Origin of the sequence: Jejuia pallidilutea (assembly GCF_002973595.1) — a bacterium.
Lineage (GTDB): Bacteria > Bacteroidota > Bacteroidia > Flavobacteriales > Flavobacteriaceae > Jejuia > Jejuia pallidilutea.
This window is the reverse complement of the sequence record NZ_PVEO01000003.1, coordinates 99085-123831: the sequence shown is the minus strand read 5'-3', so window position 1 is coordinate 123831 and position 24747 is coordinate 99085. Positions and strand designations below refer to the sequence as shown.

Genomic DNA, 24747 nt, shown 5'->3' with positions numbered 1-24747 from the left:
TCATTGGTAATTAACAGTTACTAGATAATTTCCGGAGTAATTGCCACTAGGCTGTGCGGCACCAATATTCAGTGTGCCAGCAACTAAAATAGGCAGTTCACCATCGTCATCTATATTAAATACGTTAGTGCTCTCAAATTCATCGTAAAAAGTATAAGCTTCAGCCACTGTAAAATCAGTAACTGTCATGGTGTCTGTATTTTCGTTAGTGAGCGTAGCAGACTCGGGTAATGATACAATAAATGCCGCACCAGGTGCACCTTCAACATAAAATGAGCCAGCAGCCCTATCAGAATACTCATGCAGTATGAGGTTTGAGGCATAGTCTTTTGATGCACTGGTACTTGATTCAGGTGTTAGGGTTAGGGTTGAAGGGTTTAATGGGTCTGGGGTGAATGCTCCAAAATTAAGAACACTACCAAACGAATAAATAGATATGGGTTGAACAATCACAGCTGTAGAGGTGCTACTTGCTGTTTGCGCTTGCGCACCATAATTAGCCCAAAGCATATACGCCATGAAAACCAACGAAATTTTTAAACTTTTCATCTTATTAAAAATATTTTTGTTCAAATGTATTCAACAAATCAAATTTTATATAAACAGGCACTGGGTTAATATTTATCGAAATCGGGTTTTTTTTTACAGCATGGTAAAAATTAACCTTTTCTTGATATATGTCAATTTCAGGTGTAAAAAATCAACTTTGTTTTCTGGGTTTTCATATAATTTTGTCGCTGAAAAATAAATTTCAATTGCAAATGATTCATATCAAGCTGGCTTTACATGTTTTATTATTGATTGCCAATTTTACGTTCTTATTAAACAGCCATTCTGCTGTTGTTCCGTTAATGGAGTTTTCGCCTTCAAACTTTAAAGTTTTATTTAAAAAGAATCACTTTTACAATGCCTTATTTTCAAAACCACACCAATTAGAAATTAATGACTCCATACATTATTCCTTTAAAACCAATACTGAAAAATTACAATTAAAAACAACGGTTTCAAATGCTCTGGATATGGTGGTAAAAGAGTACGTGTACAATAATGTTACAGGGGAGAATATAGAAACGGTATTAAGTTCAAGCAATACGTTTAAAAATTTAAAAAACATTTTAAGGTCACAAAAAGCGCTTGCCCTCGTTTTTATTAGTAATGATGAGTTGGCATTTTCAACAGCCAAAGGCCTATTCTATTACAATATTCCAAATGAAGAATTGAAGCTAATTATCAAAGGACTAACATTTAGTAATAACACCTATTTTATTAAAGATAGGTTGATTATGGAAAGCAAAAATGGAATGATTACCTTAAATTATCAGGAAATTAAAAACATTATAAATGGTCAAGAAACAAGCGAGGCAAATATGTTTACAACATTATTAAAAAAAGATTTTTTATATTTGGTCTCGGTTTTGGCAATAGTATTTGTGTTATACTCTTGCTTTTTGCTTATTAAAAGAAGGCAACTGAATTTTACTTTTTTTAGAGGCAAAAACAAGAGCTTTAAAAAAGAAGAAAAAAAGAACGCTGTTGCGAATGAAGTTAGTAAGGAAGCTATTTTAACATATATGCAGGACAACATTGCAAAAGTTAGTGTTTCTGATATTTGTGAACATTTTGAATTATCAAACCGTATGCTGTATGCTAAACTGGCTCCAGATAAACCTGGTGCCATAATAAGCGCCTTAAGAAAAAATAAACTAAAAATATTAATAGAGACCAATACCAGTATGAAAGATGCAGCCAGTATAACAGGCTTTTCCATACACCACATTAAAAAAGTAAAAAATGAATTAAGTAGCATATAGAACCTACTACTCCCTAAATAATTATCTCCCCTCCCCACAAAAAATTAACCATGTTTAAAAACAATAATCTATTCACCATTGTTTTATTGAATTCAATTCAGCCATTGTCAGAAAGTTTAAACAAATTTTTGTCATCTTCCCTTAAATCTCAACATTTTAAAAAAAATGAAATATTAGTAAATGAAGGTGAGGTTTGCAAATATATATATGTTATTAGAAAGGGATTAATCCGTGGGTTTTTTAATTACAAAAAAAAGCAAATTACGAATTGGGTTAGTGTTGATGGCGAAATGGTTACTTCCATATCTGGGTATTTTAAAAATGAACCAGCACAAGAGAACATACAATGTTTAGAAGATACTTATGCAGAATGCATTAGTTATGAGGATTTTCATTTTGCTTTAAAAAACTTTAAGGAAATGGAAGCTTTATCCCGAATTATTTTAGAAAAATATTATCTTTTTGCTGAATATCGTGCTTTTGCATCACGCATACCGAGCTCTAAAGGTAGGTACGAGTATTTTATAAAAAATAATCATCCTGAAATTATCAAAAGAACCCCCAAAAAATATTTAGCATCGCTACTCAATATGCGTCCTGAAACCTTATCCCGTATAGAAAAGAACGCAGTAATGTGTGTGTAAAACTAGAAAAGTCCAAAATTGCTTGTAAAAAGTGTCTACAGCGCACTTTCTTGAATTTAAACCAGTCATAGAAGCAAATCGTTAACCACCTTCGGAAAGTGTTCCATTTCCAATTCATGAATTTTACCAGCTACATCTTCGGCAGTATCGGTCTCTAGAACATCACATTCAGCCTGAAAAATAGTAGCACCTTCATCATAATTTTCGTTAACATAATGTATGGTAATGCCCGTTTTAGTTTCTTTATTGGCCACAACCGCCTCATGTACATGCATACCGTACATGCCTTTTCCACCATATTTGGGTAATAGCGCAGGATGTACATTAATTACTTTATTTGCAAACTCATCTAAAATAAACTCAGGAAATTTCCATAAAAATCCCGCCAAAACAATTAAGTCTGGTTGCGATGCTTTTAAGATATTTAAAACATCATTTGTTTTAGAAAAGGCTATTCTATTAAATGCTATGGCGCTAACCTTTAATCTTTTAGCACGATCTAAAACTTTGGCATGGGGATTGTTACACAATACCTGAATAACAGACGCATTATCGCTGTTGTGAAAAAACTTAATTAAATTTTCAGCATTACTCCCAGAACCGGACGCAAAAATTACAATACGTTTCATTTTACAGACTATAGTGTTAAGATTATTCGAACAAAAAAGAATAAATATTAACAATTAGAGGGTAAATGTAAATACTAGAATGTAATTTTTTGTAAATTACAGACACATTTTTTTTGTAAAACTGTGTTTTAAAATAAAGTTTTTTATTTTTGCCAACTAATTAAACCTTTAAAATTAAAAGATTATGTCAGACATTGCATCAAGAGTAAAAGCGATTATCGTAGACAAGTTAGGTGTTGATGAAAACGAAGTAGTTGCAGAAGCTAGCTTCACTAACGATTTAGGAGCAGACTCTTTAGACACTGTGGAATTAATTATGGAATTCGAAAAGGAATTCGATATCCAAATACCAGACGACCAAGCAGAAAATATTGCTACTGTTGGTCAAGCTATTTCTTATATAGAAGAAGCAAAATAAGCAAAACATTTTTATGGAACTAAAGCGCGTTGTAGTTACAGGACTAGGAGCTTTAACACCAATTGGCAATACCAAAGACGAATATTGGGAAGGCTTAGTTAGTGGTAAAAGCGGTGCTGCGCCTATTACATATTATGATACCGAGAAGTTTAAAACTAAATTCGCTTGCGAATTAAAAAACTTCAACGCAACCGATTTTCTTGATAGAAAAGAGGCTCGAAAAATGGATAAGTTTGCGCAATACGCTATGGTAGCCTCAGATGAGGCTATTGTAGACGCAAAATTAAACGTAGACGAGTTAAATAAGTTGCGTGTTGGTGTAATATGGGGAGCAGGTATTGGTGGATTGGAAACATTTCAGCAAGAAGTTTTAAACTTTGCTGCAGGTGACGGTACACCAAGATTTAACCCGTTCTTTATTCCAAAAATGATTGCAGACATAGCACCTGCAAACATCTCCATAAAGTATGGCTTTATGGGGCCTAATTACACAACGGTATCAGCGTGTGCTTCTTCGGCCAATGCTATTTTCGATGCCTTAAACATGATACGTTTAGGACATTGCGATGTAGTAGTAACTGGAGGAAGCGAAGCAGCTGTAACTATTGCTGGTATGGGTGGTTTTAATGCAATGCATGCATTATCTACTAGAAACGAAAGTCCGGAAACAGCCTCTCGCCCTTTTGATGGTACAAGAGATGGTTTTGTTCTTGGCGAAGGTGCTGGCGCACTTATTCTAGAAGAGTACGAGCATGCAAAAGCAAGAGGCGCAAAAATATATGCTGAAGTAGCTGGAGGTGGATTATCTTCAGATGCACACCATATGACGGCGCCACATCCAGAAGGCGTTGGTGTAGTTGAAGTCATGAAAAACTGTTTAGAAAATGCAGGATTAAATCCTGAGGATGTAGATCATATAAACACACATGGTACTTCAACACCGTTAGGTGATGTAGCGGAGCTAAAAGCGATTTCTAAGGTATTTGGAGATCATGCTAAAGCGATAAATATTAATTCTACAAAATCAATGACAGGGCATCTTTTAGGTGCAGCTGGAGCTATTGAGGCTATAGCCAGTATTTTGGCCATAGAACATGGTGTTGTTCCGCCAACTATTAATCATACAACAGTTGATGAGAATATAGACCCAGAATTAAATTTAACACTTAACAAAGCTCAAAAAAGAGATGTTAAGGTTGCAATGAGTAATACCTTTGGATTTGGCGGTCATAACGCCTGTGTGTTATTCAAGAAAATAGATTAAATCCTGAATGAATATCATTCGCAACATATTAAATTCCCGTTCCAAACGAAACGGGAATTTTTTTATGCAATTGCATCATATTTTAGGGTATAAACCTAAAAACATAGCCGTTTTTAAAAAGGCATTTACGCACCGTTCCATGAATATAAAAGATGGTGAGGGGAACGCTATTAATTACGAACGCCTGGAATTTTTAGGAGATGCTATGTTAAGTGCCGTAATTGCATCGCATTTGTTTCAGGAAGTGCCTAGTGGCGACGAAGGTTACCTCACTAAAATGCGTTCTAAAGTAGTGAGTAGGGAGCATTTAAATGAATTAGGAAGAGAACTTCATCTTATAGATTTGGTAGAAAGCAAAATTCCAGCAGGCCAATTTGGAGATAACATTCACGGTAATTTATTTGAAGCTCTAGTAGGCGCTATTTTTTTAGATAAAGGCTATAAATATTGTGAGAAATTTATTTATGAACGCATCATTATACCGCATGTAGATATAGAGCAGTTAGAGGGTAAAGTAATAAGTTACAAGAGCCTTTTAATTGAGTGGTGCCAAAAAGAAAAGAAACTATTTAATTATCATGTTTATGAAGATACAGGTAATGATGATGTTAGGCACTTTTCAGTAAAACTCTCTATAGACGATAAAATTGTTGCGAAAGCCAGAGCTACTTCAAAGAAAAAAGCAGAAGAAAAAGCATCAAAGCGCGCTTTTTTTGCTTTTCAAAGTAAAATGTCTAAAATGATTTAGTTTCACAACGCTAGAACTACAACGTTTTAGTTGTTTTTTAGGGATAAGAAATCATAAATCCGTTTATTTCTAAGTATTTTTAATACTATCTTTACACCGCTAATAGGTCTGGTTATGGCAGTACACAAACTTATTTTAGATGATATTTTTGAGGATGTGTCTTGTACTTTAATTGCAATTCATTGCGCAATTGAAGATTACAGATTAGCCTATCTTTTAAATAAATATTTAAATATAACTTTATCTAGAAAACCTAAAGATTTAGATTTCAATAAAGGTATTACCAAGTATGCGCTTTTTGAGTACGAAGACCAAAAAAAGTTAATAACTTGGAATTTAGTATCAAATATTTGTAAAATAGAAACCGATTCTAAAGCAGAACAACAATCATTATTCAATGCGCAACATAAAGTAATAAAAACCTATAATTTAATTCCAGAATATGGAAAGGTGAATTATTTTTTAAAAATTGATAATGAGTTTAATAATAATACAGAAAAGCAAATAATAAACAACCTCCTGAAGATTCCGCAAATAGCATTGGCTTATAATGTAGACATGAGTTTGCTAAAATCTAAGGAGCATTTAATTTTCGATTAATGGGATTAAGAAAAAAAACTAAAATAGTGGCAACATTGGGGCCAGCAACCAGCACCAAAGAAGTACTTAAGGGTATGATGGAAGAGGGCGCAAATGTGTTCAGAATTAACTTTTCGCATGCCGACTATGACGATGTAAAGAAACGTATTGAAATGATACGTGAGCTAAATGAGGAGTTTGGTTTTAACGCTGCAATTTTAGCAGATTTACAAGGGCCAAAACTTCGTGTAGGCGTTATGAAAGAAGAGGTTGAAGTAAAACCTGGAGACGAAATTATTTTTGAAACAGGCGAACGTTTTGAAGGTACAAAAGAGCGTGTTTACATGACCTACGATAGGTTTCCACAAGACGCAAAACCTGGAGAACGTATTCTTTTAGACGATGGAAAATTAATTTTTGAAGTTATTTCAACCGATAAAAAAACCCAAGTTAAAGCAAAAGTAATTCAAGGAGGTCCTTTAAAATCTAAAAAAGGTGTAAACCTACCAAATACTAATATTTCGCAACCTGCTTTAACAGAAAAAGACATTGAGGATGCTATTTTTGCCATAAAACAAGATGTAGATTGGATTGCTTTATCGTTTGTACGTCATGCAGAAGATTTAATGCAACTACGCGACCTAATAAAAGAACATAGCGATTATAAAATACCAATTATCGCAAAAATAGAAAAGCCAGAAGCTGTAGAAAACATCGATAAAATTGTAACACAGTGCGACAGTATTATGGTGGCTCGTGGCGATTTAGGTGTAGAAGTGCCAGCAGAAGAGGTGCCACTTATTCAAAAACAATTGGTATTACGTGCAAAAAAAGCAAGAATTCCAGTAATTATCGCTACCCAAATGATGGAAACGATGATTTCTAGTTTAACACCAACACGCGCAGAAGTAAACGATGTAGCCAATTCTGTAATGGATGGCGCAGATGCCGTAATGCTTTCTGGAGAAACCTCTGTAGGAAGTTATCCTGTTGAAGTTATTAGGCAAATGAGTAACATTTTAAAGAGTGTAGAAGATTCTCCACTTATTAAAGTACCAGAAATGCCACCTCATATCCGTACTAACCGTTACATTACAAAATCTATATGTTACCATGCAGCTACAATGGCTAACGAAATTAATGCCAAAGCTATTTCTACGCTAACCAATAGTGGGTATACAGCATTTCAAATTTCGGCGTGGAGACCTTCGTGCCATATTTTAGTATTTACATCAAATAAGCGTATTTTAACGCGTTTAAGTTTATTGTGGGGCGTAAAAGCATTCTACTACGATAAGTTTGTAAGTACCGATGAAACTATTGAAGATGTAAACGCAATGGCTTGTAAAATGGGGTATTTAGAAGTTGGCGATATGCTTATTAGTTTAGCCGCAATGCCAATTCAAGATAAAGGTATGGTAAATACATTACGTGTAAGCGAGATTGAAACCTGTAGCTTTTAAAAAAATTTAAAATTTGAGCGTTACCCTTTGGGTCATGCTTTTATTCATGCGTTCACTTTTATAAATTAAAGAATTCATGAACATAAATGTTTCACAATATCTAAAAGGATACTGTATCAATCGCTAATGTGGGTGTTTGCTAGCGTAGTTTTTTTAAAAGAGGATAAGTTTATTTATAATGTTTCACGTATACAGGTCGTTTAAATAACTTATATCCGATGTTAAATAAATTTAAATTCTTACAAAGTCAAGTGTTTTAAATACTATTATTATTTTGTAGAGAGAATCACCGAAAGCGTTTTTCCTTTTTCATGAGCTTTATCATGGGTTTTAATAGAAAAATATGTGGTATTATTTTCAGTTTTTAAGTTTGTTGCATTAGTAATGGTATAAATTCCATTAATTTCAAAAGAAAGTAGTGCTTGTTGTTGGGTAGCATCTACAGCATTTAAAGACCAACCGTTCTCAAGTTTGTTTAAACTTAAAATACATGGCGATTTTATTTTAAGTGTTTGTTTGTTGTTAATTTTAACTTCACAAGCCTTAAAAGCAGATATGGCAAGTGTTTTTCCATTATTAAAACTTAAAGCGTGTAACGCTTTGCTATGGCCAATTATTTTTGCTAACTGGTTTTTTTTAATTGTTTTAATATCTTTTTTAGAGACACCAACTACACTTACATAAGCGTATTTTTTATCTTTTGGTTTAGTGCCATGTTCTATTTCTAAATTAAAAATAGGCTTAGAGATTAAACTATCGGTATGCCATGTTAATACTTTTTTCCAGTTACCTGTTTGTTCGCTCTGTTTTACTTTTAAATTTTGTTTGGTTAAACTTAAATAAGCTATACTATCGTGCCATACACTGGTAATTTTGTTTTTCTTTTTATACATAAAAACAGCACTTTTTTTGTAACATTGGTTTATTGTTGTAACTACATTAAAGTTTCTGTTTGTGCTTATGGAAGATCCTAAAGCATAAATTTTATTATCTACAAAAAAATAAGATTTATTAGCTTGTAAACTGTCTCTTCTATATTTAAATGCAGTTATCCCAACGTTGTTATTTCTAAGTCCTCCTGTAAAATGAGAATTATTTCTATAGCCATCCCAAGTTAGTGTAAGAGACATTGTAGAGTCTTGTACTGTTGTTGTTCCTGGTAGTTTTCGCCAGTTCCAAACAGGGTAAATTTCGTGATATTCGTCGCCACGGCGATAAATAAGATTTGTGCCATCGCCTAAATGGTACCCCATTTGGTTTTCGCCATTACCAGCCTCGGCACCAATAACACGTTTTGAGGACATTCTTACTGATGAAAAAAAGGTGTTAGTTCTATACAAACTGTAATCAGAATTTCTAAAATGAACATATCCTAAAGGTGCTTTTATAGGATTCTGTATAGTGTCAAAAATATTAAATATGCGCTCTATCTTTTTGTAAAGTTCATATTTTGCTACTGGTCCACGATATTTTTCACCATTAACCATTTCGGGGAAAATTTGTCTTCCGGTTGCTAAAATTTCGTATTTGCCTTTGTAAATTACTTTTTGTTGGCCTTCAAACATTAGCTTACGCATAAGATCAACTTTTTCAGAAGAAAAAGCAATTTCGGTTGTATTAAAAATAAAAAGCCATTTAATAATATCTTCGGCAAAATGTAAACCATAATTACCAAATTGCGGCTGTGGCCCGTGTTGATGGAAAGAATAATCGGGTTGTATGCCTTCTTCGTAAGGTTTGGAAGTTATCACAACAGATTTTATGGTATTTGCAGCAGTTATAATTTTATTTTGGTTTCCACGAATTAATTCTCGCATAAATACGTTGCCACTTAACCATATTTTATTTTGTCCTGTTCTGTAAATTTTAGACTTGTCCATTATTTTTAAGGCCTTAGTTATTGTAGAGTCTGGAATAATAGATTGGCAAATAATAAGAGTAGGACCTAGACTTTGAGGAATTCCAATTTCAGAATGCCACCAATTATCGCTGTAAAAATTGTTGGAAGTCCAGTAATTTAATCCGCCAACAATTTGTTTAGCTAAAGTATTTAGCTTGTAATATTTACTGTTTTTATCCTCGAAGGCTCTGGCAAGAATTATTAAGCGTTTTAGGTGTGTTCTAGGTTTCCAGTTACTCTTCCTGTGCATGTTATAATCAATATCAGTAAAAGAAAAATCTGCATTCATTATTTCAAGTAATTCTTTAACATCTGTATCGTTTACTTTTTCAACTAAATAAAAGTCTTTAAAGTTTTGTTTCAGTTTATCTAAATCTAGAGCAAAGAATTGTTGGCTAAAAACAAGAATTAAACACATTGTAAGATATCGGCAGTTTTTCATAGTCTTCATAATTATTAAAACTCAAACTTTAACTGTACACTAACACTCTTTTTTAGCTCAGGTTTTTTCTTTTTTTCTGTATTTAAGTTAGATAGGGAAATGCCCAATAATCGTACAGAATTACTTAATTTTTCCTGATAGAGTAAATCTTTGGCGGTTTCTAAAATCATACTTTTATCGCTTATGTAATAGGGTAAAGTTTTACTTCTGGTTTGTAGTGTAAAATCGCTATATTTTATTTTTAAGGTTATTGTTTTTCCTGCAACTAGGCTCTTTAGTAGTCTACGGGCTACTTCTTCGGCAATATGCTCTAGTTTTTCTAGCATAAAAACTTCAGAAGATAAATTTTCACTAAATGTACGTTCGGCAGCTAAACTTTTTCTGGTGCGGTGTGGTTTTACTTCGCTAGTATGTATGCCTCTTACAACATGGTAGTAGTATCTACCAGACTTACCAAAATTAGCATCTAAATATTCTAAAGATTTTTGCTTTAAGTCTAACCCTGTAAAAATGCCTTTTTGGTACATTTTTTCGGCAGTTACTTTACCTACACCATAAAACTTTCTAATATCTAGTTGTTCTAAAAACTCTAGCACTTCTTCAGGATTTACTGTTTTTTGTCCGTTAGGTTTGTTATAATCGCTTGCTACTTTAGCTATAAATTTATTGATGGAAATGCCAGCAGATGCAGTTAGCCCAACATCGTTTAAAATACGCGCCCTAATGTCTTTGGCTATTAAGGAGGCGCTTGGGTTACCTTTTTTGTTTTGTGTAACGTCTAGATAGGCTTCATCTAACGAAAGTGGTTCTACCAAATCGGTATAATCATAAAAAATTTGTCTTATTTTTTTAGAAATTTCAGAATAGCGTTCAAAATTTGGCCTCACAAAAATAAGATCAGGACATAATTTTACGGCTAAAGTACCTGCCATGGCACTTTTTACGCCAAATTTTCTAGCCTCATAACTAGCAGCACTAACTACACCACGTTTACCACCACCGCCAACAGCAATAGGTTTGCCCTTTAAATGCGGATTATCCATTTGCTCTACAGAGGCGTAAAACGCATCCATATCTACATGAATAATTTTTCGTATTGGTAAATCGGTATACATAGTGTAAATTTATGAATTCCTGCGCAGGCAGGAATATTATTAAAAGTAAAAAAAGTATCCCTTTTCAAAGGTGTAATTATGATAGAGATAGAACGAAAATTTTTGGTTAAATCTGATGCTTTTAAAGCAGAAGCAAGTACTAAAACACTTTTAATTCAGGGGTTTTTAAACACCCATAAAGCGCGTACCGTTCGTGTGAGGATTAAAGGGGAAAAAGGATTTTTAACTGTAAAAGGAATATCATCTAAAGATGGATTAAGTAGATTTGAATGGGAGAAAGACATTTCTAAAACCGATGCTGAATCACTTTTAAAACTCTGTGAGCCTACAATTATTGAAAAAGTACGCTATGAAGTTACTATTGGTAAGCATGTGTTTGAAGTCGATGAATTTTTTGGGGATAATGAAGGGTTAATTATTGCTGAAGTTGAGTTATCGTCAGAACATGAGACTATTAAAAAACCAGATTGGTTAGGCACCGAAGTTACAGGACAAATACAATATTATAATTCGCAACTAAGTAAACAACCTTATAATACTTGGAAATAATGAAAAAAACAATATTAGTTACAATGTTGGCCATAGTTTTTATTGGCTGTAAAGACACACCAAAAACATCTACTTCTGATGTTGCAGAAGACCCCATGATTAAAGAAAACTTAAAAGAAGCAGCTCTAGAAGAGACAGATAATACAGAGGTAGCGGTAGTAGAAAAACCAAAGCAAAAATCTATTAAAGCACTTAAAGAAGCGTTAACCGCTAAAGGTTTTAAAACGTTTGATTATTTCGATAAAACTACCAAAGACACCATTTTAATGCAGCAATATTTTATTGCGTTTTTAAAACGCGGCCCCATACGCGGGCAAAACGAAGAAGAAGCGGCCGATTTACAAGAACAACATTTAGCACATTTAACAAAAATGTATGAGCTAGGTTATGCCGATATCTCTGGGCCTTTTGGAGACGATGGCGATATTCGCGGAATTACAATTTACAATGTGCCAACCTTAAAAATGGCCGATAGTTTAGCCAATGCAGATCCTATGGTTAAAGCTGGCAGACTAGAAATTGAAATTCATCCTTGGTGGGCTGGTAAAGGATTTTCGTTACGCTAATGCTAAAAAAAATAGTCCCTTATTTCTTTGTGCTCAATGGTATAGTAATTTTTTTATTGCTATTAATCCATTTTGTTTTTAAAGAGACAAATTTGTTTTTCGCGCTTCTTTATTACACATTTCCACTACCTGTTATCATTTTTATTGTTTTATGTTTTTCATATATCCTTAAAGGAAAACAAAGGTATATTAACCTAGTTTTAATTATAATATTAACAATAATTTGGTTAAGTAGAAGTTTTAAAATAAGTGCACCAGAAGACATTAAGGAAAGCGATATTAAAGTGGTTTTTTGGAATGCCACACACAAAAGAGAATTTAAACATGTTTTTAATGCCATTGAAAATTTGCCTGATGTAGTTGTTTTAGTAGAATATCATGCTGAAGAACTAGGAATAATAAGGGCAAAATATCCTAACATGCATTTTTATTGGCATGCTGATAGTGAAATAGGCATATGTTCAAAAGAAAACATTCATTTAAATAACGTATTAGTATCTGAACATAATTCTACCATAATACGTTTCTCAACATACAATACTACTTTTTATGCTGTTGATGTTAATTCTAGTCTTTATGTATCAAGAAAATCGGAATTGGCGTTTGTAAATAAACACATCCAGGACAAACAAAATACAATAGTTTTAGGAGATTTTAATTTGCCTTACGAATCTGAATTTTTCAACACTACAAAAAAAGATTTCTACCACGCTTTTACAGCAAAAGGGAATGGTTTTAGGGAAACTTGGTTTTGGAATATTCCACTGTTATCATTAGATCATATTTGGGTATCTAAAGATTTAAAAATAATTACCACAGAAAAGATGAATACTTGGAAATCTGATCATAGTATGATAAAAACTGTTGTTAGAAAATAAATTATTTGGTAATTGTGATAAGGTAATCTCCGTTAAAATCCTTTAGCGTTTGTATTTCACCGTTATATGTTGTTTCGTTAATTGTGTAAAATGTAACACTACAAATAACTTCCCTTTCGCTGAGGTTAAGCGTTAGTATATCTGTCTCATTTTCTGAAAGGTGAATGTTAAACGTATTATCGCCTTTACTCCCAGAAACCGATAGGGCAATAAAATTTTCTACACTAGGTACGTTTTTAAAAACAACATTTTCAATAATATAACCCTTAAAAGTTACAGTAATATTATCAGCTATATAAGTTTCGTTTTCAATTAAATTATTACCATTTGCATCTACCAGTTCAATATAAATATTTGGCGGTCCAATATCTATAAGAGAACAATCAATTTCATTATCATCATCGTTTTTACAAAAAAAAACAGAAAGTAAAATAAGCAGGGATAAAGCAATTTTTTTCATGACTTTTTATTTTAAGATGCAAAGTGTTTCTAAAGGTTGCCTTAATAATCTGTATTTATTTTGAAATTTCTATCCATCGTTTTGCTTCATTCCCCAATTCATCTACTACAGTAATAATATGTTTACCTACTTTTGGTTGAATTGCTAATTCATGAATAGCTTTAGTGCTACCCATAAAGGTTTCGTCAACATACCAAAATACTGTGCTTTCTGGTTTAGAATGGGCAATTTTTAAAATAAGGGCGTTAGTTTCACCATCAAAATCTTTAGGAAGAAAAATGGTATTATTTGTTTTTGGGTAAATAAAATCGATAGAAACAGAGGCATCGCCAAAACAATCACTCCTAAATTTTGGTAATGGTTTATAAAAGGGATTTTTGGTTTTGTAGTAATGTGCCATAAGCGGTGGTAACACAAACCATGATTTATGTTTGATGTTAGATATATCTTCACAAGACGAATTTACTTGATAGGTTTCATTTTTATCTAAATGAATTAATACATGAAACGGACAAGGTTTTGTTTTTAGGCCACTTTGTTGAATGTATTGCTCTTCAATAACATCGCAATTGGGAGAAGCCCGATAACCACTCCATTTACAAATAGAAACTTGTTGCATTTCATCAAAAGGTTTAGCAAACCATTCGCTATTTGGTAACACATCAAACACATCAAAAAGTATGGGCGCTGCAGTTTGCACACCAACCAAACCTGGACGTCCTTCACCATCAGCATTTCCAACCCAAACGCCTACCACATAATCTTTGGTAGTACCAATAGCCCATGCATCACGAAATCCAAAACTGGTACCAGTTTTCCAAGCAATTTGTTTGGAGCCATCAAAAAACTCCCAACTTTCATCACTTTCTGGTCGGTTAACCTCTTTCATGCTTTCATACGTTAAATAAATAGAGGCCGCATCAAATAAGGTTTTGTCAGTCGTTTTTTGCCCAAAATCAATATCTTCAGAAGCTAAAAATGTAGGTTCGGTAAATTCGTTTTCAAAATATTCGCTAGAGGTTTCAGAAAAATGATTTAAAGTTGAAGATAAGGCAGCATAACTTTTACACAAATCCCAAAGGTTACTTTCTGCTCCACCTAATACTAGCGATAACCCATAATGGCTTGCAGAGTATTTTAAATCTTTCAACCGTAGTTGTTTCAAATAATGATGATACCTATCTAAACCAAACTGTTGCAACATTCTAACCGCAGGAACGTTTAGCGAACGCGATAAGGCGCGACTTGCAGGCACAGCACCATCATAGGTTTTATTGTAATTTTCGGGGTTGTAATTTCCAAACTGCGTGGGTACATCGGCCACCAAGGTATGGGGTAACAAATCGCCACTATCTAACATTGCAGCGTATAAAAACGGCTTTAAAATGCTACCTGTACTTCTGGGTTTATCAATAATATCTACTTCATTTTGATGTGTTTTATTGGTTGGAGTATTGCCAACATATGCCAAAACATGTCTGTTTTTCACATCTAAAACTAAAACTGCAGCGTTGTAAATTTCATTCTGCCTTAACTGATTGTAATGCGCTTTTACAATATGGTTCACCTGTTCTTGTAGCGGTTTATTAATACTTGTTTTTACAAATTGTCCGTAATGGCTTTTGCTTACTTTTTGCAATAAATGAGGAGCAATTTGTGGCAACGGATAGGGTTTTTGTGGCAACCCTTCAATAATTGCTAAATTGTAAGTTAACGAGTCTATAATGGCATTGCTCAATAGTTTTTTTAAAAGCCGATTGCGTTTTTTAAGTAAACGCTCTTGATTTTTCCCAGGATAAATTAAACTTGGGGCATTGGGCAACACCGCTAATGTGGCACTTTCGGCCCACGATAAATCGTTAGCATTTCGGTTAAAATACCGCCATGAGGCAGCATCTAAGCCTACTACATTGCCACCAAAGGGGGCGTTACTAGAATAATAAGCCAAAATCTTGTCTTTAGATTCACGCAACTCCAGTCGTGTGGCTAATATCAGTTCTTTTAACTTTTCTACATAGCTGCGATTTTGTCCTTTTCTAGAGAGTCTAATTACCTGTTGTGTTAAGGTACTACCGCCACGTTTTACGCCACCAGATTTTAAATTATCGCGTAACGCCTTAACGATAGAAACCGGATTAAACCCAGGGTGTTTATAAAAATATTCATCTTCAAATTGTAGGATACAGGTTTTAAATTTCTCAGGAATACTATCGTTATGAGGAAATCGCCATTGCCCATCTTTAGCAATCTGCGCACCCAATAAATCGTTATTGGAACTTGTAATTACAGTGGCCGTAGGGTCTTTAAAAAGTTGTTTTGGTAAACAGAAATAGTAAGCAAATAAAAGAACAAGTATAGCAATACTCCTAATCTTATATTGTTTAATGTACCGTACAATGCTCATCCTTAAAATATATACTCTTTATTTTACTAATTTAGATGTTTATAGCTTAAAAATAAACTAACTTATAATTGAGTGTAAATATGCAGCTATTGGCATATAAGTTGTAGCTATTTTATATGTGTGGTTATTTAAAGTTATTGGTGTACGGTAAAAATAATGGCTATTAAAAAGATAATTTTCATAACATTTAGTTTTACATTTATTTGTAATGTTAATGCACAAATAGACTTTTGTACAGGTATTTTTGGCGATCCTATCTTTACGGAAGATTTTGGAAATGGAACAAATGATGAATCATTACCATCAGGCAACACTACATATATATTTGCAACGGGAACTCCAAATGATGGCGCCTACAAAGTGTCGAGTAACACTAATTATTTTGATTGGTTTGATACCGAAGATCATACTCCTAACGATACTAATGGTAGAATGCTAATAGTAAATGCAGATACCAACCCTGGAGAATTTTTTAAAATGGAGATTTCAGGTTTGTGCGAAAATACCATTTACGGATTTTCTACATGGATAATTAATCTTAAGCCTTTTAACCTAGCAGGATGTGGGGGCAATGGTGTAGGTATCCCCATCAATATAAGATTTGAAATTTGGGATAGTACAGATACAAATTTATTAGCTAGTGGTAACACAGGCAATATTCTAAATACTCTTACACCCGAATGGTTAGAGTATGGGTTAGTATTTAAATCGCTTCCAGAACAAACCTCCGTTATACTAAAGATGATTAATAACGAAGCGGGAGGTTGTGGTAACGATTTTGCCATAGACGATATATGGTTTAGATCTTGTGGCGATAGTGTTCCTATAGTAGATTCCCAAAATAACACAGCATTTTTTATGTGTGAAGGCGATACACCTTACAGTACAACATTAAGAGCCATACCAGACTCTTCAATTTTTTCAGAACATTTTTACCAATGGCAAGAAAGTAGAGACGGTGTAAATTGGGTAGATATTCCAGGAGAAACAAGAGATACTTTTGTAACGCCTATTCTCACTAACCAAGTGTTTTATAGAACAAAAGTAGTAGAGAACCTTACAAATCTATTAAATTCGTCTTGCAATACCCTATCAGATGTATTTGAGTTTGGTATTGCCAGAACACCTGTTGCTCCTGTTATTAATAGAAACTTATCACTTTGCGATAACGCCCTAGAACCTCTTGAGGTTAAAGTAGCAAATGGAGTTACAGTAAATTGGTATGATGCACCTACAGGAGGTAATCTAATTTTAGCTAATAGCACATCTTTTAATGCAAATGTTACCGGAACGTATTATGCAGAAGCTGTAAATGTACGTGGTGGTTGTAGGTCTGTATCAAGAACAGCAATACAATTTAGGTCCTTTGAAACACCAATTGTGACTGATGAAACTTTGGAGATTTGTGAAAATTCAAGTGTTACTTTAAATGCAAATACAAACATTCCTACGGCTACATACCGTTGGAATACTGGTCAAGTCTCAGAACGCATAACTGTAAGTTTGCCAGGAACTTACACGGTGGATGTGACAAATATAGGTTGTACAGTAACCAAAACCATTGAGGTTATTCAAGTAGACAACCCTATTGTAGATAATATTCAATCTAACGGAAATAGTATTATTGTCAACCTATCAAATTCTGGTAATTATTTATATGCTTTAGATGGAAGCACCTTTCAGCCAAACAACACATTTTTAAATCTTAGAGGTGGTGAGTATACCATTTATGTGAAACACCAAGATTGTGATGAGGTTGTTACTGCTAAATATATACATTTTTATATTCCTAAATTTTTCACACCTAATAACGATGGCGTTAATGATTGGTTCGATTTAAAAGGCATTGAGCTATTTTCAACATCATCAGTTTCCATTTTCAACCGTTACGGGAAGCTTTTAAAAAGTTCTAAAAACGCAGCATTTTCTTGGGATGGTACTTTTAAGGGACAACAACTACCTTCTGATGATTATTGGTATGTTATTACTATTAACGAACAAAAATTAACGGGACATTTTACATTAAAGCGATAGCTTTTTGGCATCTGATTATCTATTATTAGTATTTTAAACTGATGCAGTTATAATTGTAAATATTTTTATTTATGCTCTCACTTTGTGGGTATTACCTTTTGAATGGTTCCATCTTCGTTGTAATATAATTTATCAAAACATATAGATCTTCGAAAAGGGTGTGGGCTTCCTTCATGACCCCAGCCAAATTTTTCCTCTACTTCTGGATGGTTTTTAAAGTATAAGTCTGAATTGTGATAAAACATATACCATTGCCCCTTGTATTCAACTATAGAATGATGATTTGTGCCACTGTTCATTTTTTCTAGAATTACGCCTTTATATTCAAAAGGACCTAAAGGATTATCGGACATGCAATATTTTATTTCACCGCTTGTTCCAACATATGATAAATAATATTTCCCTTTGTATTTGTGCATCCACGACGCTTCAAAAAAATCATCAGTACCTTCTAATAAGTGAACTTCGCCATCGTATGAAATCATATCTTTATTGAGTTTAATGGCATTTACAACCAATTGCCCCATGTATAAATACGCTTGTCCATCATCATCAATAAATACACCAGGGTCTATAAAATCCCTATTGCAAACAACACCTTTGGTATCCATTGAAATGAGAGGTTTCCCTAGGGGATCAACAAAAGGACCGGTTGGTTTATCGCTTAAGGCAACACCTATATGAAATTGATCGGTAGGGAAATAGAAATAATACTTATCGTTAACTTTTATACAGTCTGGTGCCCATGCGTATTTTTCAGCCCACTTTACGTCTTTTATATCTAAAGCTACGCCATGGTCGGTCCAGTTTTCCATGTCGGTAGTTGAAAATACGTGCCAATCTACCATATCGAACCAATCGGCATTATCAGGATCGTGCGACGGGTAAACGTATAACGTATCGTTAAACACACGAGCCGAAGGGTCTGCCGTATACATGTGTGTGATAAATGGATTCTGTGCAAAACAGATATTTCCAATTATTGTTAAAAAAATGGAACTAAAATATTTCATATATATTTATTTATAATACTCAATAGATATTAAGGGAATAAGACATTTAAGCTACTTATGTTCTGAGTAAGCTAGACGAATTTATCATTTTCCACTCATAAATTCAAGTTAATTAATGGCATTATATTTTCGATAAGATTCCTGGTTTTGCAGGAATATATCACTTCTCAACAGTAACCCATTGCCCTTTAGTTCGCACTAAAAACGCATCATCATACATTGCTTCAGCTTGTACTCCAGGTAAATAATAGGTGCCCAAATAAGAGGCATTCAGCATCACATTAAACGTTTTTGTACTGTGTTTGCCTTTTTCTGGTAAATCGAAATAAAAATTCACACGGTCGTCTCTAATATCTGTATGTCGTGCGGCGCTTGTGGTGGTGCTTCCAAAGGCTGTAAAGCGTGTGTTTACAATTTCCCAACCCGATGGAAAAATTTGGGTTAGCGCCACATCATTAACTGCTGTATTTTTTAAATTACTTACACTAACCGAAGCTACAAAATCCTGACCTTGCATGAGTTTAGTAACATTAATCTTATTGCCTTTTAAATCTGTGTATTGCACCGAAATATTTAACCCACGCTGCTCTACCAATTCTTGTCCAAGTGGGAGTTTCCCAGAATTCAATACTCTTACGTAAACTATATTGTCTTTTGCATTTGTAAACTCTAATTTATTAATGCCATCAACAATAGGTAAATCACGTTGCGCAATGGCATTTTTAGTAGTAATAGTTTCAGTTTTTCCGTTAATAGTATAGTTTACACTTAAAGCTTTTCCACCATTGGCGTTTACTAGTTTTGCCATGGCCAACAAACTATATGCTGAGGTTTGGGTACTCATCCAACGGTTGCTCGATAAATCTTTAGCAATAGTTTCGGCAAGTTCGCGCGTTTTAGCATTTTTGGTGAGCACCATAGTTTCTAAAGCCATCGCACGATTTCTATCTGCCGAACCATAAGTGTAATAATTATAACGCTGAGGTTTAAAGTTAATGTTTGCCGATTGCGAAATGTTATCGCTCGCTTCGTTTTGTCCCGCCAAGGCATAAGCCGCAGCCAATCGCCATTTGGCTTCGTTTGAAATTTCAGAGAATTCTCTTAAACGGTTCATACTTGCTAAATCTGGACTACCAGCTAAAGCCAAAGTGTACAAGCGGTACGCCTGTGCTAAATCTGAATTGTAAGTACGGTAACTAGGTCGCCAATTCCTAGCCGCTTGCTTTTGGTATGTTAGCCAATTACGTTTAAAGGTTAACGGTAATACATAGCCTTTCTTTTCGGCTTCTATCATAAAATGGCCTGCGTAACTGGTGCCCCAATCGTCTGCGTTAGATTCTCCCATCCAATAACTTAAACCTCCGTGAGGCCTTTGGAAATGCCCTAAACGTTTAATGCCGTTTTCAATATTTTTACGAATCTCTTGTTTTTTATCAAAGGTTAAATCGAAAATATCCTCTAAAAATAACTGCGGAAATATACTTGATGTAGTTTGCTCTACACACCCATGAGGATACTGAATTAAGTAGTGTAATCTACGAGTAAAATCCATTGGAGGTAAGGTTGAAAACTCTACAGTAGCCGAATTTGTTCCAACCACACCAAAGGTTGAAAACTCTAAGGATTGAGAAGCGTTAGCAGTTAAGGTTTTATCAATGGATTTTGAAGTTATTGGGTTAGTGTTCACCACATCTAACTCTACTTTATAGGTGGATTTTTCGCCATTTCCCGTGGCAATCACTTCAATGGTATTTATACCTTTAGCTTTACTAACATCCAATTCAAAATAGGCCATTTGTTCGTCAGGTTTAGCAAATGAAAGCGCTTTGGTTTTTTCACCAACAACCGAAATACCATCACTTAGTTTTAAACTAATATTGACGTTTTTTACCCTAGTTTCCATAGCAAAAACGGTAACGGGTAAGGTTACTTTTTCTCCTGGGCTCAATTTACGTGGTAACGTTGCTAAAACCATTAATGGTTTTTTAACAGGAACGGTTTTGTCTGTGCTGCCATACGCTTCGTTTTCATTATTTCCAGCCACAATCATAGTGCGTACCGAACCGATATAATTGGGAAGTTTTAGTTGATGCGTTTTTGTTTTTCCAGCCTCTAAATTAAACGGTCCTAGATAGGTGATTACAGGTTTAAAACGATTCGCCTTTTTGTTTTTGCCTCCAGCCGCACTACCATCGCCGCCAATGGCAAATACTTGATCGATACTTCCTGAATACGCACCAATTACATCATCAAAAACGTCCCAAGTTTTTACGCCCAAAGCTTCGCGCTTGTAAAATTCATCCCAAGCATTTGGGGTTTTAAATCTGGTTAAATCCAGTAAACCTTCTTCTACCATAGCAATGGTATAGGTCATTGGTTTGTTATTTTTCTCAGAGACTTTTACCTCGAAGGATTGTTCAGGTTTTAGAGTTTCGGGCATTTGTAATTCTGGATACAATTTGGTGCTGGGGTTTTCTACCATAATAGGAATGACGCCATACAATCGTATTGGTAAATCGTTAGCTGTAATGGCATGCGGTTGTAATAACGAAATATTAACAAACACATTTGGTGCCATTTCTTTGGTGATAGGAATATCTACCGTAGTTTCGCCTTTATTTGTTTTCACCCAATTATAATCTAAAACTTCGGTGCCATTTTCTATACTTACCAATGCGCGCCCTTCGCTTCCTGAGGCAAAGGTAACTTTGGCTACTTCGCCGACATCGTAATTTTCTTTATCTGCTGAAAACACTAACATTTTAGCAGCTTCTTTATCGCTAGACGGCGCTTTTTGCCACCAGTTTTTATAGAAATAAGCGGTTCTTCCTGTGGCATGTCCACTAACAGGATCGGATATTCTAATGAGATAACGTCCGCGGTCGTTATCAGGAATTTTAATGTTGAAATTAGCCTTTCCATTAGCATTTGTATTCACTTTTAACGACATGTAAGGTCTGTGGTAACTGCTAGATACGTAACTTGCCAAATCATCGTAAGATGAATTCCACCACCAACGCCATTCCACTTTATAAACTTTTACTTCTAAGTTATCACGTTTTATAGGCTTGCCATTTTCATCAACCACAACCACATCAAAGGTTTGATTTTCATCCGTAAAAAAAGATCCATAGGCATTACCTTTTGGTGAACGCAAACCAACAAACGAACTGTAAGGCGCGTATGTTTTGGTAAAGGCATCCATGGAGAAATCGCCCCCGTTTTCAAAAGCTCGAACCAAAAATTGTACGTTTAGCATCCCTGGAGCGTTTTTGCCAACATTCAATTTTTTATTCATTGAAGCTAAACCTTGGTCGTTTACCTTTCCTTCAAATACATTAATTTCTTCTGTTTGAAATTTGCGGGTTGGGTCGTAAAATGTATATTCTTTAAAATTTTCGAATGCGGTATATGTTGAAGTAAACTTCGCTTTAATTTCTGCTTTTAGGTTTTTTCCCGGTGCACCATGAAGCCATTTTACATCTAAATTGCCTTTTAAAGGAGTGTTGTTTGATAGTATTTCATTATCAAAATCAATCTTTATTTTTAAACGATTGGGTTTTACGGTTTCAATTTTTAATACTTTATGAAAGGTAGCACCACCTACAGAAACTTTGGCGTTGTAATTACCTGTTTTATCTTCGGAAGATGTTGGCACCATGAACTTATAGAAATTGTTGAGATTATCAGCCGTAACGTTTTTATAAACTAATTTGCCGTTTGGGTCGGTAATTTCAAGTTTAATAGGGTGACGTTTTGGTAACTTATTTGCATTATCATTCAACATAAACGTTAAATGCAAGGTGTCTCCCGGACGCCACACACCGCGTTCGCCATACAAATAGCCTTTTAAACCACGTTGTAGTTTATGACCCGACACATCAAATTTACTTAACGACAACGAATTGCCATCTTGCAACTTTACGTAAGTGGTATTATTATCTTTTGAAATAATTGCGAAGTTCGCATAGTTATCCGCATCAATAGTTGTTAATCCTTCTGTATCGGTTATTCTACTTGCTAATTCCTGTTGTTGAAAGTTGTAAAGTGTAACCCTTGCATTAGCTTCAGGTTCGGTATTTAAAATATTGGTAACGGCGAAATAATAGGAGTTGTTGGCACCTCGTTTTGCAATAACGCCTAAGTTTGAAGCCAGTAAATTTTGAGATACAATTTTACGTTCGTTGTAGTAGGCATCGTGACATGGGTTTTGTTCTTCGCGCCAGTTGTACGTGTAATTTTTATAGCGATAAAGCAAATTATCCCAGTATTGTTCTTCACGTAAATCTTCGTCTTCTAAGGCTACATCATTATAACTTTCATCATCATATTCCTCTTCGTAGTAATCATAATAATCATCCGTTTCAGAATTTGATGTACCCGTATCTGCTTCACAATCGTACAGCGAATAATTTTTATTAAAACTTAGTTCAACTCTATAAATAGCTCCGGCGTCGGCTTTAAAAAATTTAGATAAATCGATACTGTAGGCTTTCCATTTTCCTGTGTTTTCTGCCGCAGTTTGTAGTGGAATAGTTTGTTTTGCAACGCGTCGCCCTACTTTTTTAATGTTGTAAGTATTGTTGCTATTTAACGTGTTATCCTGAAGAAATTGGAGAATGTTATCTTCAAAAATCTTAATAACCCGAACATCAACTGCGCTTAAATTTACGGCTTCAAAATTAAATTTTAGTTCCTGTGAGTTTGGTAGAATGGTACCGTTACTAATCAGTCTTACTTGTGGTTTTAATGCTTCAAAAGCAATGGTTTCAGAAAATGGTTTTTTCAATTTAAAACCCTCGGTGTTTTTTATACCCTGAAAAACATCAACTTGGATATTGCCCACCAATTTACTGTCTGGATACACTTTCAATATATTACCATCAACAATATATCTTGGGTTTTTTACATTTTGAATTGAAACCAAACCATCAAAATTCTGTTGTTTTTTTAGCGGATCGGAAAAATTAATGGATAAAAATTGTTCTGGTGTTTGCACTACTTCGGCATCTACAATAGTGAAGTGATTTCGTCCTGGAATATTAATGGTGTTTTCGCCATTATTATCGGCGTTAATGGGTGTTCCGTTCCATTTTACAAGCACTTCACTATCATCCAAAAGGCGATGAATACTATCAATTTTAAATTCAAAATGTTTAGAGCTTTCATTTAATTCGTTAAAAACAAGCGGTAACGTTTTGCCATTTTGAGAAGCAACAACTAGGGTTTTTGCGTCTTCTAGGGTAATAACATCGGCAGATTTTATAACACTTTCTAAATATTGCCATTCTTTGCTATACGACTGTAAGCTGTTGGTAATTACATTAAAACTTGGAGTAATGGTTTTAAACTGAAACGTATAATTGTTAAACCCATCGGGCATGTTTTTATAGATATTATTTAGCTTTACGGTAACTGTATATTCGATATTTGGTTCTAAGTGTTCGTCGGGCTTAAAAAGTAGTGTATGCGAGTTGCCAACGGTTAGTTTACCTTCTACATGAGGTTTTATGCTTACAATTTTATCTGCGATTTCCTGCCCCATTTCCCAGTCATCAACGGGGTTTGCTAGATTAATTTGTATAGGACTTGCCACGGAAGTTATTCCAGAAGTGGTATAACTTATATAATCTCTAAATTTGAAAAGGTTATCGGTTTCTACGGCTTTTTTTTTGCAGGAGGCAGCTAGCAAAATTACTATGGTGATAGCAATGAGTTTTTTGAATGACATAAAGATGAATGTTTAGATTAACAAAATACTTAAAAAACGAAAGCATAGATAGAATCCCTTTAATTTAGATACGTCTGCTTAATTATATTTAGCCTATCT

19 protein-coding genes are annotated in these 24747 nt (G+C 34.3%); 11 read left to right on the top strand and 8 right to left on the bottom strand.

Features of this window, described 5'->3' with window-relative positions:
• On the bottom strand, positions 1-549 hold the full coding sequence (locus tag CLV33_RS06585) for a DUF4402 domain-containing protein (RefSeq protein WP_105473229.1): 549 nt from the start codon (positions 547-549) through the stop codon (positions 1-3).
• Between the two features lie 212 nt (positions 550-761).
• On the opposite strand from CLV33_RS06585, the gene CLV33_RS06580 reads away from it, so the two are divergent.
• Complete coding sequence (locus tag CLV33_RS06580) at positions 762-1811, top strand: hypothetical protein (protein ID WP_146109716.1); 1050 nt, start codon at positions 762-764, stop codon at positions 1809-1811.
• A 50-nt stretch (positions 1812-1861) separates the two neighbouring features.
• Positions 1862-2455, top strand: a complete 594-nt coding sequence (locus CLV33_RS06575; protein WP_105473227.1) for a Crp/Fnr family transcriptional regulator — start codon at positions 1862-1864, stop codon at positions 2453-2455.
• Between the two features lie 65 nt (positions 2456-2520).
• On the opposite strand, the gene purN is transcribed toward CLV33_RS06575, so the two are convergent.
• The gene (gene purN, locus CLV33_RS06570) at positions 2521-3084 is read right to left on the bottom strand and encodes a phosphoribosylglycinamide formyltransferase (RefSeq protein WP_105473226.1); all 564 of its coding nucleotides are present in this window, start codon (positions 3082-3084) and stop codon (positions 2521-2523) included.
• A 184-nt stretch (positions 3085-3268) separates the two neighbouring features.
• Between purN and CLV33_RS06565 the strand changes: the two genes are divergently transcribed.
• The 5 genes from CLV33_RS06565 to pyk all read left to right on the top strand — a co-directional run bounded on the left by CLV33_RS06565 (position 3269) and on the right by pyk (position 7556).
• Positions 3269-3502 carry an acyl carrier protein gene (locus CLV33_RS06565; RefSeq protein WP_009778413.1) on the top strand — a complete coding sequence of 78 codons (234 nt, stop codon included), beginning with the start codon at positions 3269-3271 and terminating at the stop codon, positions 3500-3502.
• Between the two features lie 13 nt (positions 3503-3515).
• Positions 3516-4766 (top strand): beta-ketoacyl-ACP synthase II, encoded by a 1251-nt coding sequence (gene fabF / locus CLV33_RS06560; protein WP_105473225.1) that lies wholly within the window; start codon positions 3516-3518, stop codon positions 4764-4766.
• Between the two features lie 7 nt (positions 4767-4773).
• Positions 4774-5514 carry a ribonuclease III gene (rnc, locus tag CLV33_RS06555; RefSeq protein WP_045371533.1) on the top strand — a complete coding sequence of 247 codons (741 nt, stop codon included), beginning with the start codon at positions 4774-4776 and terminating at the stop codon, positions 5512-5514.
• A 114-nt stretch (positions 5515-5628) separates the two neighbouring features.
• Entirely contained in the window at positions 5629-6114 is a 486-nt protein-coding gene (locus CLV33_RS06550; protein ID WP_042240523.1) for an IPExxxVDY family protein, read from the top strand.
• Positions 6114-7556: a pyruvate kinase gene (gene pyk / locus CLV33_RS06545; protein WP_105473224.1), complete on the top strand. Its 1443-nt coding sequence runs from the start codon at positions 6114-6116 to the stop codon at positions 7554-7556. Before CLV33_RS06550 ends, pyk begins: the two co-directional genes overlap by 1 nt.
• Positions 7557-7825: 269 nt before the next feature.
• Here pyk and CLV33_RS06540 read toward each other — a convergent pair whose 3' ends face one another.
• Both CLV33_RS06540 and dinB read right to left on the bottom strand, forming a co-directional pair.
• Positions 7826-9874, bottom strand: coding sequence for a polysaccharide lyase family 8 super-sandwich domain-containing protein (locus CLV33_RS06540; protein ID WP_170063983.1), 2049 nt, complete (start codon positions 9872-9874; stop codon positions 7826-7828).
• Between the two features lie 38 nt (positions 9875-9912).
• Positions 9913-11013, bottom strand: coding sequence for a DNA polymerase IV (dinB, locus tag CLV33_RS06535; RefSeq protein ID WP_105473222.1), 1101 nt, complete (start codon positions 11011-11013; stop codon positions 9913-9915).
• A gap of 78 nt (positions 11014-11091) precedes the next feature.
• Between dinB and CLV33_RS06530 the strand changes: the two genes are divergently transcribed.
• From CLV33_RS06530 to CLV33_RS06520, 3 genes are all read left to right on the top strand, one after another.
• Complete coding sequence (locus CLV33_RS06530) at positions 11092-11562, top strand: CYTH domain-containing protein (protein ID WP_105473221.1); 471 nt, start codon at positions 11092-11094, stop codon at positions 11560-11562.
• On the top strand, positions 11562-12128 hold the full coding sequence (locus CLV33_RS06525) for a YciI family protein (protein WP_105473220.1): 567 nt from the start codon (positions 11562-11564) through the stop codon (positions 12126-12128). The genes CLV33_RS06530 and CLV33_RS06525 overlap by 1 nt, the downstream gene beginning before the upstream one ends.
• Positions 12129-12220: 92 nt before the next feature.
• Entirely contained in the window at positions 12221-13006 is a 786-nt protein-coding gene (locus CLV33_RS06520; RefSeq protein WP_170063982.1) for an endonuclease/exonuclease/phosphatase family protein, read from the top strand.
• Between the two features lies 1 nt (position 13007).
• Here CLV33_RS06520 and CLV33_RS06515 read toward each other — a convergent pair whose 3' ends face one another.
• Both CLV33_RS06515 and pbpC read right to left on the bottom strand, forming a co-directional pair.
• Positions 13008-13466, bottom strand: a complete 459-nt coding sequence (locus CLV33_RS06515; RefSeq protein ID WP_105473218.1) for a hypothetical protein — start codon at positions 13464-13466, stop codon at positions 13008-13010.
• Positions 13467-13521: 55 nt separating this feature from the next.
• Positions 13522-15870: a penicillin-binding protein 1C gene (pbpC, locus tag CLV33_RS06510; protein WP_105473217.1), complete on the bottom strand. Its 2349-nt coding sequence runs from the start codon at positions 15868-15870 to the stop codon at positions 13522-13524.
• A 156-nt stretch (positions 15871-16026) separates the two neighbouring features.
• On the opposite strand from pbpC, the gene CLV33_RS06505 reads away from it, so the two are divergent.
• Positions 16027-17904, top strand: a complete 1878-nt coding sequence (locus CLV33_RS06505) for a T9SS type B sorting domain-containing protein (RefSeq protein WP_105473216.1) — start codon at positions 16027-16029, stop codon at positions 17902-17904.
• A 77-nt stretch (positions 17905-17981) separates the two neighbouring features.
• On the opposite strand, the gene CLV33_RS06500 is transcribed toward CLV33_RS06505, so the two are convergent.
• Positions 17982-18917 (bottom strand): family 43 glycosylhydrolase, encoded by a 936-nt coding sequence (locus CLV33_RS06500; RefSeq protein WP_105473215.1) that lies wholly within the window; start codon positions 18915-18917, stop codon positions 17982-17984.
• Between the two features lie 160 nt (positions 18918-19077).
• Entirely contained in the window at positions 19078-24648 is a 5571-nt protein-coding gene (locus CLV33_RS06495) for an alpha-2-macroglobulin family protein (protein WP_105473214.1), read from the bottom strand.
• Positions 24649-24747 lie beyond the last annotated feature (99 nt).

Bases quoted from the DNA above. Each gene is read 5' to 3' on its own strand.
- CLV33_RS06585 (WP_105473229.1), bottom strand. From the start codon at position 549: ATGAAAAGTTTAAAAATTTCGTTGGTTTTCATGGCGTATATGCTTTGG.
- CLV33_RS06580 (WP_146109716.1), top strand. From the start codon at position 762: ATGATTCATATCAAGCTGGCTTTACATGTTTTATTATTGATTGCCAAT.
- CLV33_RS06575 (WP_105473227.1), top strand. From the start codon at position 1,862: ATGTTTAAAAACAATAATCTATTCACCATTGTTTTATTGAATTCAATT.
- purN (WP_105473226.1), bottom strand. From the start codon at position 3,084: ATGAAACGTATTGTAATTTTTGCGTCCGGTTCTGGGAGTAATGCTGAA.
- CLV33_RS06565 (WP_009778413.1), top strand. From the start codon at position 3,269: ATGTCAGACATTGCATCAAGAGTAAAAGCGATTATCGTAGACAAGTTA.
- fabF (WP_105473225.1), top strand. From the start codon at position 3,516: ATGGAACTAAAGCGCGTTGTAGTTACAGGACTAGGAGCTTTAACACCA.
- rnc (WP_045371533.1), top strand. From the start codon at position 4,774: ATGAATATCATTCGCAACATATTAAATTCCCGTTCCAAACGAAACGGG.
- CLV33_RS06550 (WP_042240523.1), top strand. From the start codon at position 5,629: ATGGCAGTACACAAACTTATTTTAGATGATATTTTTGAGGATGTGTCT.
- pyk (WP_105473224.1), top strand. From the start codon at position 6,114: ATGGGATTAAGAAAAAAAACTAAAATAGTGGCAACATTGGGGCCAGCA.
- CLV33_RS06540 (WP_170063983.1), bottom strand. From the start codon at position 9,874: ATGTGTTTAATTCTTGTTTTTAGCCAACAATTCTTTGCTCTAGATTTA.
- dinB (WP_105473222.1), bottom strand. From the start codon at position 11,013: ATGTATACCGATTTACCAATACGAAAAATTATTCATGTAGATATGGAT.
- CLV33_RS06530 (WP_105473221.1), top strand. From the start codon at position 11,092: ATGATAGAGATAGAACGAAAATTTTTGGTTAAATCTGATGCTTTTAAA.
- CLV33_RS06525 (WP_105473220.1), top strand. From the start codon at position 11,562: ATGAAAAAAACAATATTAGTTACAATGTTGGCCATAGTTTTTATTGGC.
- CLV33_RS06515 (WP_105473218.1), bottom strand. From the start codon at position 13,466: ATGAAAAAAATTGCTTTATCCCTGCTTATTTTACTTTCTGTTTTTTTT.
- pbpC (WP_105473217.1), bottom strand. From the start codon at position 15,870: ATGAGCATTGTACGGTACATTAAACAATATAAGATTAGGAGTATTGCT.
- CLV33_RS06505 (WP_105473216.1), top strand. From the start codon at position 16,027: ATGGCTATTAAAAAGATAATTTTCATAACATTTAGTTTTACATTTATT.
- CLV33_RS06500 (WP_105473215.1), bottom strand. From the start codon at position 18,917: ATGAAATATTTTAGTTCCATTTTTTTAACAATAATTGGAAATATCTGT.
- CLV33_RS06495 (WP_105473214.1), bottom strand. From the start codon at position 24,648: ATGTCATTCAAAAAACTCATTGCTATCACCATAGTAATTTTGCTAGCT.